This is a genomic window from Methanocorpusculum vombati (genome assembly GCF_026891935.1).
GTDB lineage: Archaea > Halobacteriota > Methanomicrobia > Methanomicrobiales > Methanocorpusculaceae > Methanocorpusculum > Methanocorpusculum vombati.
Window position 1 is genome coordinate 62156 of the sequence record NZ_JAPTGC010000004.1, and the last position, 19472, is coordinate 81627.

16 protein-coding genes and 3 pseudogenes are annotated in these 19472 nt (G+C 52.7%); 13 read left to right on the plus strand and 6 right to left on the minus strand.

Going from position 1 to position 19472, the window contains the following annotated elements:
- Positions 1-99 precede the first annotated feature (99 nt).
- Both O0S09_RS03805 and O0S09_RS03810 read left to right on the plus strand, forming a co-directional pair.
- Positions 100-1269, plus strand: a complete 1170-nt coding sequence (locus O0S09_RS03805; RefSeq protein WP_268922621.1) for an aminotransferase class V-fold PLP-dependent enzyme — start codon at positions 100-102, stop codon at positions 1267-1269.
- Positions 1241-1609: a hypothetical protein gene (locus tag O0S09_RS03810; RefSeq protein ID WP_268922622.1), complete on the plus strand. Its 369-nt coding sequence runs from the start codon at positions 1241-1243 to the stop codon at positions 1607-1609. The genes O0S09_RS03805 and O0S09_RS03810 overlap by 29 nt, the downstream gene beginning before the upstream one ends.
- Before the next feature lie 10 nt (positions 1610-1619).
- Here the strand turns inward: O0S09_RS03810 and O0S09_RS03815 are convergent, their stop codons facing one another.
- Both O0S09_RS03815 and O0S09_RS03820 read right to left on the minus strand, forming a co-directional pair.
- Positions 1620-2564: an asparagine synthase C-terminal domain-containing protein gene (locus tag O0S09_RS03815; protein ID WP_268922623.1), complete on the minus strand. Its 945-nt coding sequence runs from the start codon at positions 2562-2564 to the stop codon at positions 1620-1622.
- Positions 2564-2770, minus strand: a complete 207-nt coding sequence (locus O0S09_RS03820) for a hypothetical protein (protein ID WP_268922624.1) — start codon at positions 2768-2770, stop codon at positions 2564-2566. Before O0S09_RS03820 ends, O0S09_RS03815 begins: the two co-directional genes overlap by 1 nt.
- 226 nt (positions 2771-2996) lie before the next feature.
- Between O0S09_RS03820 and O0S09_RS03825 the strand changes: the two genes are divergently transcribed.
- Positions 2997-4715: a dicarboxylate/amino acid:cation symporter gene (locus O0S09_RS03825; protein ID WP_268922625.1), complete on the plus strand. Its 1719-nt coding sequence runs from the start codon at positions 2997-2999 to the stop codon at positions 4713-4715.
- A 44-nt stretch (positions 4716-4759) separates the two neighbouring features.
- Here O0S09_RS03825 and purB read toward each other — a convergent pair whose 3' ends face one another.
- Together purB and O0S09_RS03835 are read right to left on the minus strand one after the other, a co-directional pair.
- Complete coding sequence (gene purB, locus O0S09_RS03830; protein ID WP_268922626.1) at positions 4760-6103, minus strand: adenylosuccinate lyase; 1344 nt, start codon at positions 6101-6103, stop codon at positions 4760-4762.
- A gap of 216 nt (positions 6104-6319) precedes the next feature.
- Positions 6320-6715: a hypothetical protein gene (locus O0S09_RS03835; RefSeq protein WP_268922627.1), complete on the minus strand. Its 396-nt coding sequence runs from the start codon at positions 6713-6715 to the stop codon at positions 6320-6322.
- 194 nt (positions 6716-6909) lie between these two features.
- Between O0S09_RS03835 and O0S09_RS03840 the strand changes: the two are divergent.
- The 5 genes and pseudogenes from O0S09_RS03840 to O0S09_RS03860 all read left to right on the plus strand — a co-directional run.
- A pseudogene (locus O0S09_RS03840) lies at positions 6910-7794 on the plus strand (decaprenyl-phosphate phosphoribosyltransferase); the annotation flags it as partial.
- A gap of 2 nt (positions 7795-7796) precedes the next feature.
- Positions 7797-8783 (plus strand): haloacid dehalogenase-like hydrolase, encoded by a 987-nt coding sequence (locus O0S09_RS03845; protein WP_268922628.1) that lies wholly within the window; start codon positions 7797-7799, stop codon positions 8781-8783.
- 11 nt (positions 8784-8794) lie between these two features.
- The gene (locus O0S09_RS03850) at positions 8795-9841 is read left to right on the plus strand and encodes an NAD-dependent epimerase/dehydratase family protein (protein ID WP_268922629.1); all 1047 of its coding nucleotides are present in this window, start codon (positions 8795-8797) and stop codon (positions 9839-9841) included.
- A gap of 12 nt (positions 9842-9853) precedes the next feature.
- Positions 9854-11383, plus strand: coding sequence for a glycosyltransferase family 39 protein (locus O0S09_RS03855; RefSeq protein ID WP_268922630.1), 1530 nt, complete (start codon positions 9854-9856; stop codon positions 11381-11383).
- Between the two features lie 327 nt (positions 11384-11710).
- Positions 11711-12976 carry an ATP-binding protein gene (locus tag O0S09_RS03860; protein WP_268922631.1) on the plus strand — a complete coding sequence of 422 codons (1266 nt, stop codon included), beginning with the start codon at positions 11711-11713 and terminating at the stop codon, positions 12974-12976.
- A 221-nt stretch (positions 12977-13197) separates the two neighbouring features.
- Here the strand turns inward: O0S09_RS03860 and thiD are convergent, their stop codons facing one another.
- Positions 13198-14028, minus strand: coding sequence for a bifunctional hydroxymethylpyrimidine kinase/phosphomethylpyrimidine kinase (gene thiD, locus O0S09_RS03865; protein ID WP_268922632.1), 831 nt, complete (start codon positions 14026-14028; stop codon positions 13198-13200).
- A gap of 87 nt (positions 14029-14115) precedes the next feature.
- On the opposite strand from thiD, the pseudogene O0S09_RS03870 reads away from it, so the two are divergent.
- Positions 14116-15442: pseudogene (locus O0S09_RS03870) on the plus strand (AIR synthase-related protein).
- Between the two features lie 120 nt (positions 15443-15562).
- Here O0S09_RS03870 and O0S09_RS03875 read toward each other — a convergent pair.
- A complete protein-coding gene (locus O0S09_RS03875; RefSeq protein WP_268922633.1) occupies positions 15563-16603 on the minus strand; it encodes a radical SAM protein in 1041 nt (346 codons plus the stop codon).
- A gap of 137 nt (positions 16604-16740) precedes the next feature.
- Here O0S09_RS03875 and rbr point away from each other — a divergent pair, with 137 nt between their 5' ends.
- From rbr to O0S09_RS03895, 4 genes and pseudogenes are all read left to right on the plus strand, one after another.
- Entirely contained in the window at positions 16741-17283 is a 543-nt protein-coding gene (gene rbr, locus O0S09_RS03880) for a rubrerythrin (protein ID WP_268922635.1), read from the plus strand.
- A gap of 138 nt (positions 17284-17421) precedes the next feature.
- Positions 17422-17568 (plus strand): annotated as a pseudogene (locus O0S09_RS03885) (glutamate synthase-related protein); the annotation flags it as partial.
- Between the two features lie 189 nt (positions 17569-17757).
- Complete coding sequence (gene hxlB / locus O0S09_RS03890; RefSeq protein ID WP_268922637.1) at positions 17758-18360, plus strand: 6-phospho-3-hexuloisomerase; 603 nt, start codon at positions 17758-17760, stop codon at positions 18358-18360.
- A 1-nt stretch (position 18361) separates the two neighbouring features.
- Positions 18362-19471, plus strand: a complete 1110-nt coding sequence (locus O0S09_RS03895) for a pyridoxal phosphate-dependent aminotransferase (protein ID WP_268922638.1) — start codon at positions 18362-18364, stop codon at positions 19469-19471.
- Position 19472 lies beyond the last annotated feature (1 nt).

The following is a 19472-nucleotide window of genomic DNA, read 5'->3' on the forward strand; positions in this document are numbered from 1 at the left end:
CGGGAAGCCGCGAAACACGTGTGTCTCCGGACTGGATGGACAACGCCTCCTGCTGCGAAACCCTTATAGAGATCCCCGGCAGACATTCTCTCTGGAAAAATGCCGCCCGCATCCCCTCTCATCTACCTCAACAATGCTGCCACCAGCTGGCCCAAACCCTCCTGCGTGACCGAAGCGGTTGCCGCAGCTCTTGCTCTTCCTCCCTTCGGTTCCGGTCGGACGACCGGAACCGAAGGCCAGGATTACGCAACCCTCGCCCGCGAACGGCTCGCACATCTCCTCGGCGTCCCGGAACCCGGACACCTCATCTTCACCCACAACGCAACCGATTCGCTGAACATACTGATTCCGGGATTTCTTGCCGGTCACCCGGACAAACCTCACGTCCTCACCACCGCCCTTGACCACAACTCCGTACTTCGCCCCCTGCACGAATACGCCCGGGCCGGCCGCATCCGGCTTGATATCGTCCCGTTCACCAACGCCTGCGTCACTCCCGAAGCGGTGGAGGCCGCCATCCGGCCCGACACAAAACTCATGGTCATGACCCACGCAAGTAACGTACTCGGTTCTGTTCAGAACATCCGGGCAATCGGTGAACTCCTCCACGATCACGGCATCTTCTTCCTCGTGGACGGAGCACAGACGGCAGGCCACGTACCGGTAACGCTGCGGGATCTGCCGGTCGATGCCTTCGTGTTTACCGGTCACAAAGGACTCTTCGGCATTCCCGGCACCGGAGGATTCTATCTGCGGGACCCGGACGCAGTCGAACCCGTTCGGTTCGGAGGAACGGGAACCAACTCCGTCTCGCTGTATCAGCCTCGGGAAATGCCGGACAGATTTGAATCCGGAACGCACAACTACCCCGGTCTTGCAGCACTTGCCGCAGGGGTTGCGTTTCTGGAACAGGAAGGAATTTCTGCCGTCGCCGAAAAGGCAAAACGCCAGACGGCGGCCATCATTGCAGGTCTTGCGGACGCGGAAAACATCATCATCTACCACAAAACGCCCGACATCCCCGTAATAGCCGTAAACATTCAGGGGCTGGACAACGACGCGGCAGGATTCATCCTCGCCAGAGCCTATAATATTATTGTGCGGACCGGCCTCCACTGTGCCCCACTCGTACACAAAACAATCGATGACGGTCAGGGCTGTATCCGCCTGAGTCTGTCCTATTTTACTACGGATGCCGAGTGTGAATCGGCAGTAAACGCACTTTTGGAGGTGGCAGAACATGCGCATTCTTCGTTCCATTCAGCATAAGTACTGCGCGGACGGCTCGTTTATGAAAGAGTACCAGCTCAGCGAACCGGTAACCGCCGGATTTTTCCGGTATCTGGGTAACTTCGGAAAAGTGGAGTCGATGCCGGGTCTCGGCGGGGGATTTTATTCGTTCGAGCGGCCGGACTGGTTTTCGATCAAGGGGTTTGCGGGGGATACGACGGTCGAAGTCAGGTTTAAACCACAGTCGATGGATATGACGGGGGATTTTCTGTTCTTTTTGTTCTCGTCATATCATGAGGAGGGAGTGGATCTGACGGTTCTCAAGCGGCGGGAGCAGTCGCTTGCCGAACGGGTGCGGGTACATTTGTACGGGAAGTAAAACAAACCCATCATGACCGCCGCGATCCTTTCTCCACTCTCCGCAGCGCCGCCGTCATTCCGCTGCCGTACTGCATCGCCTTTTTTGGTTTCCACGCCAGATCCTCCGGAAGATACTTCGCCGCAACTTTGCGCAGCGCAATTTTTCGCAGATCGCCTGCGACCAGCTCATCCGCGGATAACCGCCGCGACGCCCGTACCACCCGCTCATCCATATAGGGCATCGAGTACCACACCCCGGAAATCCCGGCAGCTGTGGAATCACGGACACGCTGTGCCGCAAGCCCCGCAAAATCCGCATCCAGATCCGCACGGAGATCTACACTTCTGCCGTACCGGGAGTACCCGCCGAACAGCTCATCTGCTGCCTGACCGGTCAGAACCCGCTCCGCCCCGCAGGCTTTTGCGGTTCTGCCGATGAAGTACCCGGTCAGCGCAAGCTCCGTATCCATCCGCGACGCACCCGGCAGTGCCGCACGGACGAGCGGCAGCGCCTCGCAGAGATCCTCCTCCGTAATCTCGCAGACCGTAAGCGAAAGACCCAGCCGGTCGGCTGCATCCGCAGCAGCACAGAGATCATGCGACCCGGCAAACCCCACGGCAATGCAGGGAAGATCCGCAAAAACCGCAATCAGCGTTGAATCCACCCCGCCGGAAAGCGTGACGACCGAAGCTGTGCTTTGGTCGTCACACCGGAGACGGACAGCCTCCCGGATAGCATCTTCGAGCGGAAGATCCGGCACGTCCGGCACAATCCGCCACTCCTGTTCCGAAGAACGGATAACTCCCGGCGGAATATCTCCCGGCATGATACCGTACCGGTCGCGGGCAGTGAACCGATCGGTTCCAAGAACAAACTCACCCCCGCAGCGGCAGAGCCGCTCAGGGGTGAGTTCTGCAATCTCGTCGGCTCCGAGAACACGTCCCTGCTCCTCGACCCAGCCGCGGAACTGCATCAATACCCCCGCGAAAGAACTTCCAGCTCATCACGGATACAGCTGCGGATCATCTTCTCAAGGGCTTTGGGATCAAGCGGCTTTTCTGAACTCTGCTGTGCGGTAATCCGGGCATTCATCGCACGGATACCCTCACTCACCGTTTTCCCGTACTGTAAACAGAGGGCAATTGCATCCTCATCAACGCGGATAACTCTGGAAGGCATATGTGTACTTTCTTTCGGCGGTCAGAAGGGATATATGTTACAGATTGTAACATGCAGATCGGGAGGATGTTACAAATTGTAACGTAGTCGGAAAGGACTGTTACAAATTGTAACAGACAGGGGTGTCACTCTATGTTCAACATCTTCATTCCTTCTCCGACAATAGTACTTAGGCGGATCTGTGCAGCACCACGCAGCAGTACAGACGATAGAGCTGAAAACCCCAATGAACACCCATCGCTTACTATCCCTCTTCCCTCTCGGACTGATTACCGCCGCCGTACTCCTGAAAAACACCATCCTCGGAATCCTCGGCTGTCTGTTCCTGCTGGCACTCATCCTCTTTCTTCAGACCAAACGACAGTCACCCTGCCTTCCCCCGTTCCCCGCTCCCGCCGACCCTGTCGAACTCCGCCGGACAATCCTCCGGACCCTGAACGCCGGAAAATCCGGCAGCATCCCGGAAGAAAACCTGGACGCCGCAATTCAGACAGTTCTGCAAACCTGGACCCCCATCCGGGAAAAACACCCCCTCACCTGTCAAATAAGCAGACACCTGCGGCAGCCGCAGATCACCCTCATCCTCCCCGGCAAAAAAACCAACCCTCTCATTCTCCCTGAATCAGAGGAAACCTCTGGGGAACCCCTCTTCCAAACCGCCGCTCTTCTGGCATCCTACCAGTACCGCAACGGAGAAAACCGCCTGACACTCCGGCAGGCACGAAAAAAACCTGCCCCCTACCTCCCGCTGCTCTGCGCAGCCACTGCCGGCATAACAGCCGGACTCCTCTGCCGGTACGGCCTCCCTGCCGAAACCGTCTCCGATCTCCGGAATCTCATTCTCACCCCCTTGTTCGACACCTTTCTTGAAATACTGATTGTCATCGCCCTGCCGATGATCTTCCTCTCCCTCATCGTAAGCCTTGCCGGCTTTGGGACCATCGAACGATTCCGCACAATTGGCACCACCATACTTACCCGGTATCTCCTGCGAATCATCCTCGCACTCGGAATTGCCCTGGTACTCTGCCTGCCGTTTGTCCCCCTCTCCCTTGGAAGCGGCTTGTCGGGCGGAGGAGAATTTCAGTCCCTCTTCGGTCTGTTCCTCTCGATCATTCCGTCCAGTCTGTTCACCCCCTTCACCGACCGGCATCCGCTCCAGATCATCTTCCTTGCACTCCTGTTCGGCTATGTGATTCTCCTGATCCACCGATCGATTCCTGCCATAATTACCCTTCTGGACCAGGCAGATCATCTGATGCAGCAGGTCATGACAAAAATTGTTCTGGTTCTGCCGGTCTTCATCTTCCTGAGTATGTTCCGGCTCATTCTGACCGATCAGGATTTTGGCGGGCTTGGCCTGCTGGTTCTCCTTATCCTGATCTGTCATGTGATTCATCTGGCCGTTATGGGCGCTGAAGTGTCGATCCTCCGAAAAATTTCCCCCCTGACATTGATCCGAAAACTGTTCCCGTCCTTTCTGATCTCCCTAACAACTGCATCTTCCGCTGCGGTATTGCCGATAAATATGCGGGTGTGTCAGGACCAGTGCGGGATTTCCCGCAAACTGGCGGACTTTGGTGTCCCGCTCGGCACGGCATTTTCCCGTGCCGGTATTGCGACCGAGTATTTCTGTGTGAGCCTGTTTATGGCAGCGTATTTTGGCGTGCCTATCTCAATTTCCTGGCTGATTATTGCGGTGATCGTCGTGTTTCTTGTTTCGATTGCAGGGGTTCCGGTTCCGTGCGGGAATCTGATTAATTATCCGATTGTGTTTTCCCAGCTGGGTATTCCCCTGGATGCTATGGCGTTTGCCATTGTGATTGCCGTGGTTATGGATTATATGAATACTGTCGTGAATATGGTTGCGGTACCGATCGATATGATCCAGTCAGCGGCAAAGCTGGATATGCTGGATGAGGGAAGACTGAAGGCTGATCGATAACTCCGGTATTTTTCCGGTCACCGCTCCTCCCAAAAAAAGAAAAGTTAGAGAGTACAGTAGGTCACCAGCTTGCGGATCAGATTGTCCACCTGAACCTCTGCAAGGCCGATATATGCATCCGGATTCAGCAGACTCACCAGCTCCTCTGCTGAGACATACTTCACCACATCCTGTTTTGCCGAAAGAATATCGGCCAGCGGTTTTCCTGCCGCAAGCGCTTCCATGCTGCTTTCGCGGATAATTTCGTGGGCGTCCTGCCGCGGCATACCGCGGCGGGTCAGTTCGATCATCACCGACTCTGCGAGAGTGATGCCGTGCAGCATCAGAAGATTCCGGCGTACGTTCTCCTCTTTGATCACCAGGTTTTCCAGAACATTTGTCATCAGTTTCAGGCAGTGATCGCAGAGGATCGTGGCTTCAGGGAAGGTGATTCGTTCGCAGGAGGAGTTCGTCAGATCCCGCTCGTCCCAGAGCGTGTTGTTCAGCAGTGCGGGTTCTACCATTGCCCGGACAATCCGGGAAAGACCGCCGACCTGTTCACTCTTGATCGGGTTTCTCTTGTGCGGCATGGTGGAGGATCCCACCTGTTTTTTGCCGAACGCTTCTTCCACTTCGCCGATCTCGGTACGCTGCAGCGACCGGATTTCGATACCGATCTTGTCCAGTGTGGTTGCGATGTTTGCCAGCATGAAGATGTACTCTGCATACCGGTCCCGGGCAATGACCTGGCTGGACACGTCAACCGATCCGATCTCCAGATACTTCATCATCGCGGCCTGGACTTCGATTCCATGGTCACCCATTGCGGCCATGGTGCCAACCGCTCCTGTCATCTGACCGACCACCGCACGCGGACGAATCTCCCGCAGACGGTCGATGTGGCGGGCAACTTCCGATGCCCAGATTGCAAACCGCAGACCATAGGTTGTGGGAACTCCCTGCTGGCCGTGGGTTCTTGCGGCGCAGACGAGGCTTTTTGTTGTTCCGGCACGGTCCAGCAGAACGGATACGAGGGCAACGAGTTTCTTTTCCAGGGTGTCAAACGCATCCTTCAGCTGTAAGCCGGTTGCGGTGTCCAGAATATCATTCGAGGTTGCACCATAGTGAATCCAGCGCCCGGCATCACCACAGACTTCGGAGATTGCTTTGATCATCGCCATGGTGTCATGGTTGATCTCGGCTTCGATCTCTTTGGCACGTACGAGGGAGGCGGAAAGAGCGTTCTGTTCGATGACTTTTGCATCTTCAGCTGGGATCATCCCGATCTCTGCTTCAGCATGGGCAAGTGCAATCTCTGCACGGACAAGACAGGTAAAACGATGCTCTTCACTCCAGATGCTGCGCATCTCCGGAGTACCATACCGGTAATCGATCGGATGAATTGCCATAAGTGAGAAAAGTATTGGTGCTGGGGAGATATGAAAGGTCTTATTCGGCGAATGTCTGAAAAAATTTTGTCTGACGGGATCAGAGTATCCATCGTCAAAACCCTCATGATGCCTGATGTCTATTGAGTGTGCTGGCAATTGAAAAAGAATGCTGAATCTGATCTCTTGAGAAGGGTTTGGTTTTGAAACAGTTTTTGTTTCAAAACTCTGCGGAAATTATGGGTGTTCGTCTTCGTTCTGCCGCGTGGTATTGTTCAGGAGTTTTTTGATGACTGCATCCTGCTGTTCGATTCGTTCCTGCAGGAGCCGGATGCGGGCGTCTTTTTCTTCAAGAATCCGGTCAAGATAGGTGATACGTTCCTCACAGTGTTTTTGGGAGTTCTCCAGCAGCTCTTCACGCAAAACGAGTTCTTTTCGGATTGTTTCGATCTGCTGCTGCATCTGTGCAGGGTTTCCGTCAACGGACATCCAGTAATCTATGGCGCTGCGGACAAAGTCGATTTTTTTCCCGCCGTGCTGATCCATGTAGTTATAAAAATTCTGAATATATTCTGATCCCAGACGGAAGTTCAGCTTTTCGGGCGGATATTTCTTGCGAGTTTCTCCTTCCATCTTTGTCTCGTGTACTCATTTAGAACCGGAATCTATATCTCTGTGGGTGTTGCATACATTCTTATTGGTGTCTAAAATACACCCAATAAACCCCCATATATGTGTTTAGTGGTACGTCGATATGTTGCGAGAAACTGCCGGAAACGGAAAAATAATGCTGCAACTCCCAAAACAGGAAACATGCGGCAGGGAAGACAGCTATGCGTGATGCAGTTTCTTTACCCAAAAGTCTCCTCAGACTTATGCGTCCGAAGCAGTGGGTGAAGAACGGATTTATTTTTGCGCCGCTGTTGTTTTCGGGCAGTTTGTTTGATCCGGATCTGTTTCTCCTCTGCTGTGTCGGCTGTGTTTTGTTCAGTCTTGCGGCAAGCTGTGTCTATATTCTGAATGATGTTGTGGACAGGGAAAAGGATCGTCTGCATCCGAAGAAGTGCCGGAGGCCGATTGCGAGTGGGGCTGTTTCTGTTACGCAGGCATGTCTGCTTCTTGGCGTGCTCGTTGGTATTTCCTTTGCAGTGAGTCTGTACCTGAACATTTTGTTTGCGCTGGTGCTTGCGACCTACTTCTGTTTCAATCTCGCGTACTCGTTTGTGCTGAAGCACATTCCGATTGTGGACGTGATGAGTGTTGCAGCGATGTACGTATTCCGGATTGTTGCGGGAGCAGTGATTATCGGATGTTATACGATCTCACCGTGGATTATTGTGTGTACATTTTTTGTTTCTCTGCTGATTGCGGTACAGAAACGGAAAGGAGAACTTGCCGCGGTGACCTCCGGAAAAGCTGAAGGGAGAACGGTTTTGCAGAAGTACACGCCGTCACTTCTCCGCGATATGGCCGTCACCTTAGGGGCGGTAACGATTACGGCGTACTGTTTGTACACCTTCCAGTCACAGACATCCCACTATATGCTGCTGACGATTCCTTTTGTGATCTTTGGTCTTCTCCGGTATCAGTTCCTGACAGGGACTACGGATGTGGGAGAGACACCGGAGGAGATTGTGCTGAAGGATAAGCCCATGGTTGCGGATCTGGGGTTGTGGGTTCTGGTCTGTATCGGCATTTTGTATCTGGTGTGAGAATGGCTGAGTCCCTGCATGTGTATGATTTTGATAAGACGGTATATGCGGGAGACTGCAGTCTTGACTTCTGGAAGTTCTGTATGAGACATTCACCGAAGATTCTTGTGTATCTGCCGAAGACTCTCTGGACGTTGGGGCTGTATTTGTTGGGTCTCCGGAATAAGGTTCAGTTTAAGGAATCCTTCTTTGGATTTCTTGCCGGCATCCCGGATAGTGAGGAGATGATTCAAAGGTTTTGGATGGTTTCTGAGAGGAAACTGAAGCCGTGGTTTCTTTCCGGGATCGATCCCCGAACACTGATCATTTCTGCGTCACCAGAGTTTCTGCTGCGGTCCGTTTCGGAGAAGCTGGGTGTCCGGCTGATTGCATCAAAGGTTGATCCGAATTCCGGAAAATTTCTTTCGGAGAACTGTTACGGCGAGGAGAAACTGCGCAGATTTTCTGCGGAGTTCCCTGATGCGGTGATAGAAACGTTTTATTCGGATTCACCTTCGGATGCCCCGCTTGCCGCGTGCGCACAGCAGGCGTTCCGGGTTGTCGGTGAGGAAAAAATTTTGTGGGAGGAGTATCGTCCGAGTGGTTTTACGAAGATGAAGGAGACATTTCTGTCAAAAGATTTTCTCCTGTTTTTGTTCTGCGGCGGGATGGGAACGCTGGCAAATTTTGTGTGTTCTCTTGCCATCTCCACACAGATCAATCCAACGCTTGCTTATGTCGTCGGATATGGGCTGAGTCTGTTTGTAGCTTACAGCTTAAACGCCCGCCTCATCTTCCACACATCACTGAAGGCCTCCTCGTTTGGAAAGTTCGTCATCTCGTACATTCCGAACTTTCTGATCCTCTTTACCTTCGTTAGTATCTTTCTCAATATTTTTTTGTGGAACAAGATTATCGTCTATGCCCTCGCCGCAGTGTTGGGACTGCCGGTAACATTTGTTCTGGTGAAACTTTTTGCATTTCGGACATCCTCGCAAAGAGGAGGCTAAGAGAGAGTAGTATGTCAAAATATTTCATAACCGGAGGTGCCGGTTTTCTCGGCATCAATTTGACCAGATATCTGCTGGAGAAAGGACACGACGTAGTTTCGTATGACATCTTGCAGGAGTACGCCTACCCGGAAAAAGATAATCCTGCCGTTACGGTTGTTTGCGGTGATATCCGTGAGTATGATTCCCTGCGTCACGCGATGTCCGGCTGTGATGTGGTGGTCCATACGGCAGCCGCTCTTCCGTTGTACTCAAAGGAGGACATCAGAAGTACGGACATTGATGGAAGCAGAAATGTTCTCCTTGCCGCACAGGCGAACGGGATCAAACGTGTAATTCAGATCTCGTCAACTGCGGTGTACGGGATTCCGGATCACCACCCGCTTCTGGAAACAGATAAACTGGATGGTGTCGGGCCGTATGGTGTTGCAAAGATTGAGGCAGAGAAGACCTGTGCCGAGTTCCGCAAAGAAGGGATGATCGTTCCGATCATCCGTCCGAAGTCCTTTATCGGACCCGAACGTCTGGGTGTGTTTGTGCTCCTCTATGACTGGGCACAGGACGGCAGAAATTTTCCGATGATCGGAAGTGGAAACAACCGGTATCAGCTGCTTGACGTGTATGATCTCTGTGCGGCAATTTATCTGTGTGCCACGCTGGATGAGAAGATCGTGAATGATACCTTCAATATCGGTGCTGAGGAGTTTACCACGATGCGGGAGGACTATCAGGCTGTTCTGGATGAAGCCGGTTTTGGAAAACGGATCATCGGGTTTCCCAAGGCGCCGGTTATCTGGACCCTGCGGGCATTGGAGTTCCTGCATTTGTCTCCCCTGTACAAGTGGGTGTATGAGACCGCAGGCGAAGACTCATTTGTATCCATTGAGAAGGCAAAGCGGCAGCTTGGCTGGCAGCCGGTGTACTCGAACAAAGATGCACTGCTGCGGAACTATGCCTGGTACCTTGTGCATCAGGATGAGTTCAAGGGAAAGCAAGGAGTGTCGCACCGTGTACCCTGGAAACAGGGGATTCTCGGAGTGGTGAAGAGATTATTTTAATTGGAGTATTTTATGACCGAACATCTGCAACTAATAAAACAGTATCTTCTGAACAATAAATACACGGTTATCGTGTGTGTACTTACCCTCGTGGCCTTATTCCTCCGTTTGTTCCATTTAGGATACAACTCACTCTGGGGAGATGAGATCGCAACAGTCCATTTTGTTTCCAATGGGTTGGAGGGAGTTTGGAATGTGATGTACATTGACGGAAGACCCACACCCCCATTGTACTATACGCTGGAGTCCATTACTCTCTCTTTCCTCGGTCATGGTGAATTTGCGGTGAGATTACTTTCAGCGATCTTCGGGGCATTTTCTATTCCACTGATCTATCTCCTTGGAAAGGAACTTCTTGATCAACGAACCGGAACTCTTGCAGCGGGAATATTAACCGTTCTCATCTATCATATCTACTACTCTCAGGAAGCCAGATGCTACACAATGCTGCTCTTTCTCTTCCTGATTGCAACTCTCGCATATATTCGGGCAATGAAAACCAATCAGACAAAATACTGGGGAATCTTTGCGTTATTCTCTGCACTGATTGTCTGGACACATTTTATAGGGTCTATTGGTGTTGGGATCTTACTCCTCCATGCAATTCTTACTATCCTCCTGACCCGCCAGTATGGGAATATACGAAATTTCCTTTTCTCTATTCTGGGAATACTGCTCCTTGTGTCTCCCCTGTTCTTCGTTCTGGTACAAGTGGGCTCAGATATTCCTTCGGCTGCAAGTGTGTATGGGCTTGGCGTTTTCTTTTTGCCTCAGGCCCTTCTCAAGATGTTTAATCCCAGTATTAATACCTATACAATACTTGGAGGATTGTTTGTTGTTGCTGCACTGATCTGCTGGATTATCGGAATGCGGAATCTGTATAAGACAGATAAGAATGCCCTGCTTCTTGTCGGTATGGTGTGTATACTTCCGCTGGTTTTTGGTGAGATAGTCAACATTTTAGGTTTTGATGTATGGTACAATCATTTCATCTTCATTCTTCCCTTCTTCCTGATCGGAATTGCAAACTGTATTAATTTCAGTCCAAATCCCTCAACAAAAAAGATCTTAACCGTACTGGTACTTATCGGTGTTTTGTTGTATGTCATCTGCGGATTTCCGGGATATTATGCTACATATACGAAAGATGACTGGAAAGGTACCGCTGATTTTCTTTCTAATCAAACATTAGAAGGAGATCATATTTTTGGGGGTGCGACATACTATTATAACGCAACAGCAGATAAGACAAGTCAATACAGTTTATCACTGGAGACACTGCAATCCATGTTGCCACATGATACAAATAGTACTGTCTCTGCATATCTGGTCTTCTCCTTTGATCTTTCTGAACCCAATGTTACCGAAATAGCGTCAAGCGGGAGCCCCTATCTTGATAAAATCATTGCCAAGATAGATACTGCAGGAAAAGGAGATACAGAGTTGATCAACTGGATTCTACAAAACACGGAAGAAATCGCTACCTTCTCTTCCAAAAGTCCGTATCATGAAATACATGTCCATAAGGTAATGGTAACATAATTCTGAGCAGAGCCTATTCTCCTCAAAAAGTGACTGATGTGGTTCAATCCAGTCCGTACCTCCACCATATCAGATTATGACAGGTTATTTTTGGAAGATATATTTGATTTCTTTTTCACCGAACACACGTGCTATTTCCTGTGGAATATCGAATATATGACGTTACGTTGTTTGCCATCCACAAATTTTTTTCATTCCTTCTCTGACACAAACTCATATATACCATACACCACCACATATGAATTGCAAAAACCGGAAGTAAAATACTGTAAAAACCGGAAGTAAAATACTGCAAAAGTCGGAAGTTAGCCGCGCCCGTGCACCATCATGACACCCGAATATATCCCCAGAATTGCCGATATTCTTCTTAAAGAGTCCTTAGCATCCTCCGGAGCTGTCCTCATTGAAGGACCGAAATGGTGTGGAAAAACATGGACTGCAAAACATGCCGCAAAAAGTGTCCTCTACCTTCAGGACCCCGATAAAACCTCCTCCTATCTTCAGATAGCCGACACCAAACCCTCTCTCCTGCTTAAAGGGGAAACCCCGCGCCTCCTTGATGAATGGCAGATGGCTCCCGTTCTCTGGGATGCCGTCCGTTTCACCGTAGATCAGCGACAGAAAACCGGACAGTTCATCTTAACCGGCTCTGCATCCCCGCAGGATAATCTCGTCCAACATACAGGAACCGGCAGAATATCACGGATATTCATGCGGCCTATGAGCCTCTTTGAATCCGGAGAATCGAATGGTACCGTCTCCCTCTCTTCCCTCTTTGCCCGGGAACCCAATATTGACAGCATATCCTCCCTGAGCATCGAAGACCTTGCCGCAGCAATCACCCGCGGTGGCTGGCCTGCATCCGTAACCGGTCCGGAAGAAACCGCATTCAAACGTGCAATCGACTACAGCGAAGCAGTCATTAACCACGACATCTCAAAAGTTGACGGCGTGGAAAAAAATCCGGCACGTGTGCGCTCACTCCTGCGTTCACTTGCCCGCAACACTGCATCAATGGCCACCATAACAACGATAAAAAATGACATGGCTCTTGACGAAGCCGGCCTCTCGGAAAAAACCATCTCAGGATATCTCAGCGCTCTCAAACGTATCTTCGTCATCGAAGACCAGCCTGCCTGGAGTCCCGCACTCCTATCCCGGACAGCCATTCGGACATCGGCCAAACGGCATTTCATTGATCCCTCCATTGCAGCAGCAGTCCTCCGGGCAACACCAAAACGACTCCTTGAGGACTTCAACACCTTTGGCATTTTATTTGAATCGCTCTGCATCCGTGATCTTCGCATCTATGCATCTCTACTTGATGGCGAAATCTTCCACTATCATGACAGAAATGATCTGGAAGCGGACGCCATCATCCAACTCCATGACGGCAGATGGGGAGCAGTCGAGATAAAACTCGGTTCCCGATCCATTGACGAAGCGGCAAACAATCTGCATAAACTAAAAAATAAAATTGACACAGGAAAAATGCAGGAGCCGTCATTCTTACTCGTACTTACCGGAGGAGAATTTGCGTACCGCAGGGATGACGGCGTGTATATTGTTCCTATCGGGTGCCTGAAGCCCTGACCGCACCGTTATCAGGAGTGCTTGACCTTCACCACCTCATCTTCATGAGAAAACAGCGTACACCCTCCGGTATGGGAGAAGCTCCCGTACTCTTCCCCAATGCCGGAATCAGTGCAGTGATAAAATGCCTGCCGCGGGCATCGTTGAGATAGTATCGAAAAACCGTACGAGCCATGGAGAAAATCCATACCTCCAGATATCTGTTCAGGTCCATCGACAGTTCACCGTCGGGAACTGATTTTTGTGTAGGTTATGTGTTCCCGCCATCCGGGATTCATCGTAAACCGTCCGGGTGCATACTCCACCGCATACCGGAGAGCTCCGTCTACAAACTCCTTCCCCCGCTCGACCGCCGCCGCCACCGGATACCCGAGCGCAATATACGAAGCAATTGCGGATGCAAAACAGCATCCCGAACCATGCACATCAGGAAACGGATACACATTCCCGGACAGCAGCCGCATCCCGTCCCGGTCCAGAAACACATCCACCCCTTTGCGGAACGCCGCGTGTCCGCCTTTGAGAACAACCGCCCCGGCCCCGCGGTCAAGGAACCAGCCGGCCGCATCCTCCATCGACGCTGCATCCGTAATCGCAATACCCGACAAACTCTCCGCCTCCGGAATGTTCGGCGTCACCACGCTTGCCCGCGGAACCAGCTCCTCCACCAGCGCCGCAGCGCCGGAATCATCCGTCAGCCGGTACTCGCGGGTCGCAATGAGAACAGGATCGACCACCAGCGGAACCCCGTCCGGCAGTGCCCCGGCAACCGCCCGGACCGTAGGAGCGTTCCCGAGCATCCCCGTCTTATAACAGGCGATCGGAAAATCCTCCTCCAGCGTCTTGATCTGGTTCTGCACAAACACAGGATCAACCTCCGCAATCGCCCGCACATGATTCGCATTCTGCGCGGTAAGCGCCGCAACAACCGTCATACCCCACACCCCGCAGGCAGTCATCGTCTTCAGATCGATCTGTAACCCAGCCCCCGCCGAAGGGTCTGAACCGGCAACTGATGCGGCAAATGCAATTCTCTTGAGATTTTCCCCCATAACAGTATCTATGGAGCGGGAAACATAAGAGGACTTGCATCCCGCCCAACCGGCTATCTTTATTGTCTGGCATCTCGCAAATTATGTATGGATGTTGAGGGCTATGTCCGCCGCAGCCTGCACAAAGAGATCCCCGAAGAAGAGATCCGGCAAAGGCTGCAGGAACGCATTCTCGAAATAAAAAATATTGACGAAACCTACGCCGCAGAACTTGCCCGTGCAGTCATCGACGAGGTGAAAACAACCGAGGGCCTCGCAGGCGATCTGTTCACGTACGAACATGCGGGTGTTACCATGGGAGAGTTTGGTGTGGGATCGCGGGGTTCGGGAGATTTTTATGCGCACCGGAAAATAGCCGAGGTCATCGGCAAAACCTCGGCGGACGTGGGCGTAGACCAGATGGATGACGGAGGCGTCGTGCGGGCGAACGGAACGTATGTCATCACCACCGTGGACGGCATGCACTCACGGCTTTCGGACTTTCCGTTCCTCGCGGGATTTCACGCAACACGGGCAACACTCCGCGACGTGTACGTGATGGGTGCACGGCCTGTCGGCCTCATCTCGGATGTCCACATCGCCGATGACGGCGACGTGGCAAAACTGTTCGACTACACGGCAGGCATTACTACAGTATCGGACGCTCTGCATGTACCGCTGATTGCCGGATCCACACTCCGCATCGGCGGCGATATGGTACTTGGCGACCGGATGACCGGGTGTGTGGGCGTGGGGGGGGGGGGGGGGCGTCCCCCCCCACGTCACCGCCCGTAAAGCCACCGCCCCGGGCGATGTTCTGCTGATGACCGAAGGTTCAGGCGGCGGAACAATTGCGACCGCCGCCCTCTACTCCGGCAACGCGGACGTCGTGGAAGAGACGATTAATCTCCACTTCCTCAAAGCCTGCGACGCCCTGATCAACTCCCCGGTCTTCCCGCACATTCACGCCATGACGGATGTAACGAACGGCGGTCTTCGCGGAGATGTGTTTGAGATGGCAGAGACCGCAAAGTGTACGGTCGTCGTCGATGATGCGCCGCTGCGGGGACTGGTTGCCCCGAAGGTTCTCGCACTGCTTGACAAACTCGGCATCGATTATCTCGGCGTAAGTCTTGACGCTCTCCTGGTGGTTGCCCCGCCCGAGTATGTGGATGAGATCATCGCGGTCGTCGCAAAAGCAGGCGTCAGAATGGAGAAGATAGGATTCGTCCGGGAAGGCCCCGGCGTCTCCCGCCTCATCCGGAACGGTACGGAAGGAGAGTTTATGCCGAAGTTCCGCGAAGCCCCCTACACGCCGCTGAAAAAAGTGGTAGACAGACCCGGCCGGGAGTTTGACGAGATGAAAAAAGGCATCGACCGTGCGGCAGCCGCCGCACGGGCGAAGAAGGATCGGGTCCTTGCAAAACTCCGGTAACTCCCGCAAAAATATTTTTTAACGTTTTCGTACCGGAATCGGTATCATCTCCGATCAGCAATGCAGACGGGACGAGAGGTTACCTCAGCAGTATTGTTCATGATTTTGACAGATCTTTTTTCAGCACCAGGACGAAATCTTCGTCTGGCGTGTTCTTCCGAGTGACAAATACGGCAGCGCCCGTTTCATCACGACACCGCAGCTGCGGAGAACAGCAGTGTCCCGTACACTCCGGGCTTTTCGTGTCTGCACAATCGCCTCGGCACTGACAGCACCGATACCGGGAACCCGCAGAAGCTCGGATTTGTCCGCAGTGTCAGGATTTATGAGCGGAAGATTCTGGGCGAGGAGGACTTTGGGGTCAGTGTTCAACAGCATTCCCTCCTCATCAAATGCAGGAGTCAGCTCCTTTTGGGTGTAGCCGTACAACCGAAGGAGTGCATCCATCTGATACCAGCGGTTTGCCCGCCAGACCGGCGTGTTCTCATGGGTCTCAAGGGGTGTGTTTGAAATCGCATAGAACGCCGAGTAGTACACCCTTGCAGGATGATACTTTTTATAGGAGGTTGCAACCGTCTCAAAGATATCCCTATCCGTCTCACCCGCTGCTCCCACCACGAACTGAGTGGAGTGGCGGTCCGGCATAATCTCGGCCAGCCACCGATGGCGGGTCAGGAGATCCGACTGGTAATTTTTTACCGTGGCAAGTTCCGCAAGATAGGAGGAGTTCGGAGCTTCCAGATTGATACTCAGGCGTGTTGCATACTTCGCAAGTTCGGTAATGTCGGATCGTTTTGCTCCCGGCAGTACCTTCAGATGCAGGTAACCGCGGTAACCGGAGGAACGAATCAGCCGGGCGGTCTCGATCAGGTTTTCCATGCCGAGATCCACATCACCGCGGGGAATCCCGGTGCTGAGCAGAAGACCGCCGACGCGTCCCTCATTATGCAGGGCAAGAAATCCGCGGGCAAGTTCCTGGGGTGTGAAATGTATGCCGTTCTTTTTTCCGCAGACACCGCAGTAGGCACAGTCAAAGGAACAGGTTCCCTCCAGAAGTATCCGCATAATTTTGCAGCATTTTCCCGAACCTTCGTTGCGGCCGGTCTGATCAAAGAACGTGGTACTGGTTGCCCGCTCGATCTTCTGCATCAACTCCGACATTACACATTATTGTCAGCAGGAGGACACTTAAACCCCCGACTGCGCGGTGTGAAAGTGCCCTGCCTCAGACACTCGGCAACTTCATTACCCCGCACTCACTAACATAACAGGTATCAATCATTCTGAGGTAATATCATATGGCAAATCTGAAAGGATCCAAAACCGAGGCAAATCTCCAGACTGCATTTGCCGGCGAGTCCCAGGCAAGAAACAAGTATAACTACTACGCATCCAAGGCACGCAAGGATGGGTATGAGCAGATTGCCGAGCTCTTTGAAGAGACTGCAAACAACGAAAAAGAGCACGCAAAGATCTGGTTCAAACTCCTGCACGGCGGAGCTGTCCCCGACACCCTGACCAATCTTGCCGACGCTGCCGCAGGCGAGAACTATGAGTGGACCAACATGTATGCAGGCTTTGCAAAGGAAGCACACGCGGAAGGTTTTGAGGACATCGCCAGACTCTTTGAGATGGTTGCTGCAATCGAAAAGCACCATGAGGAGCGGTACCTCAAACTTCTGGCCAACATCAAAGAGGGCATCGTATTCTCCCGTGACGGTGATGCAATCTGGCAGTGCGGCAACTGCGGTCACCTGGTTATCGGAAAGGCAGCTCCTGAAGTCTGCCCGGTCTGTGACCACCCGAAGGCATACTTCCGGATTGAAGTCCGGAACTACTAACCTCTTTTTTGAAGAATTTTGTATGATCCAGTACATCTGCAGTATCTGCGGCAGACACTCCGTTTAACGATCTGGCAGAGTCCGGAATCTGTCCGGGGAGAATGCAATTGAGATCAAGATCGGTCAGGGAACAAAACCGGTATGGGTGGTCATCTGCCGGGCACAAAGGTTACGGAGGAGATCGCCCGCATCCGGGGTAAGCCGGTCGGGCAGGATATTGCAAGCCCGTCCCGTTTTCCCTGCATCACCATGCCTGCGGATCTGAAGAAACTGATTGACGAATGACGGAACCGCTGCGGAGGAAGACCGATCGGCGTGAAGATTGCGGCCGGCCATAACGAGGAGGATCTGGCAACAACCAGCAGCGAGATATCCGGTCATACGGATATCCGGCACACCTGATTTTTTTCATCCAAACCGGACCCCCGCCAAACGCCAACCCTCATCTATCATCACAGCCTATACTATTCCAGTATGACGCACGGAGCCTCCGTCAAAAATATGATGAGCTTAATGGCATCCCGTATCGATGCCATTGCCCAGATGATCGCGGGCGGCGAGATTGATGCATTTCTTGCCGCAATTCTGGATGCAAAACGTATCTACGTGATGGGTGCGGGTCGGTCCGGCCTGGTGGCAAAGTCCTTTGCCATGCGGCTGATGCATATGGGCATGACCTCGTATGTGGTCGGGGAGACGATCACTCCCGCTATCGGCGAAGGCGATCTGATCGTTGCTTTCTCCGGGTCGGGCAACACGAAGACAATCGGTGACATTGCCGAGACGGCAAAAAATCTCGGTGTCAAAGTTGCGCTGATCTCGTCAAACCCGGACTCCCGCATCGGAAAGATTGCCGACTATATCATCAGGATTGAGACGCAGCGGGACCCGGTTTCCTGCGACGCCCACGAGTATGAGATCCGCCAGATGCTGGGCGAACACCGTTCGTTTGCCCCGCTTGGAACGATCTTTGAGACCACCTCATTGATCTTCGGTGATGCGGTTATCTCCACATTAATGGATATGACCAAGACCGAAGAGAGCGATCTGAAGCGCCGCCACACCAATATTGAGTAACATGACGCAGTTTGCAAAACGTGTGCAGGCCATCGACATCTCCGGCATCAGAAAGATGTTTGAGGGAGCGGGACCGGATGCCATCAACATGGGTCTCGGGCAGCCCGACTTTGACACGCCGGAAAATATCAAGGCCGCAGCCGTTGCGGCCCTTGCGGCGGGAAAGACGGGATACACGAACAATGCCGGAATCGATGAACTGCGGGAAGCGGTCGCGGCGAAGCTGGTTCGCGAAAACAGCATTCCCTGCAAAGCAGGGAATGTAATCATCACGGCAGGCGGGTCCGGGGCGCTGAACATTGCGGTTCAGTCCCTCGTGGAGGACGGCGCAAAAGTTGTCTTCAATGATCCGGGATTTGTTTCGTACGGGGCACTGACAACACTTGCGGGCGGCGTTCCCGTTCCGGTCCGGCTCGGTTCCGATCTGCATCTGGATGTCGAGGCACTCAAAGAACAGTTCTCGGATCCGAAGACGAAGGTGTTTGTGCTGAACAATCCGGCAAACCCGACCGGGATGGTCGAGTCGCCGGAGACCGTCCGGGCAGTTGTAGAGTCGGCTGCGGATGCAGGGGTTACCGTTATCAGTGATGAGGTGTACGAGAAGTTCTGTTACGGGGATACGAAGTTCGTGAGTGCCGCAACCTTTGGCGATAACGTGATTACGATCAATGCAACGAGCAAGACGTATGCGATGACCGGATGGCGGATCGGGTTCCTTGCAGCAAGCGAGGAGATCATTCATGAAGTGGTAAAGGTGCAGCAGTACACGCTTGCCTGTCCGACCTCGATTGCCCAGTATGCGGCACTTGAGGCGTACACGGGACCGCAGGATTCGGTTGCGGCAATGAAGGCGGAGTATGAGGCACGCCGCGATCTTCTGATTGCAGGACTGCACAAGATGGGAGTTTCAGTGAACCGCCCGGACGGTGCGTTTTATGCGTTCCCGCAGATGGATGCGGACCTTGTCAGGAGAGTTGTGGATGCGGGCGTCATCATCACGCCCGGCACTGCCTTCGGCAGTGCGGGTGCAGGTTACGCCAGAATGAGTTACGCAACTTCGCAGGAAAATATCAAAGAAGCCCTTGCCCGGATGGCAAAGGTTATCGGGTGAA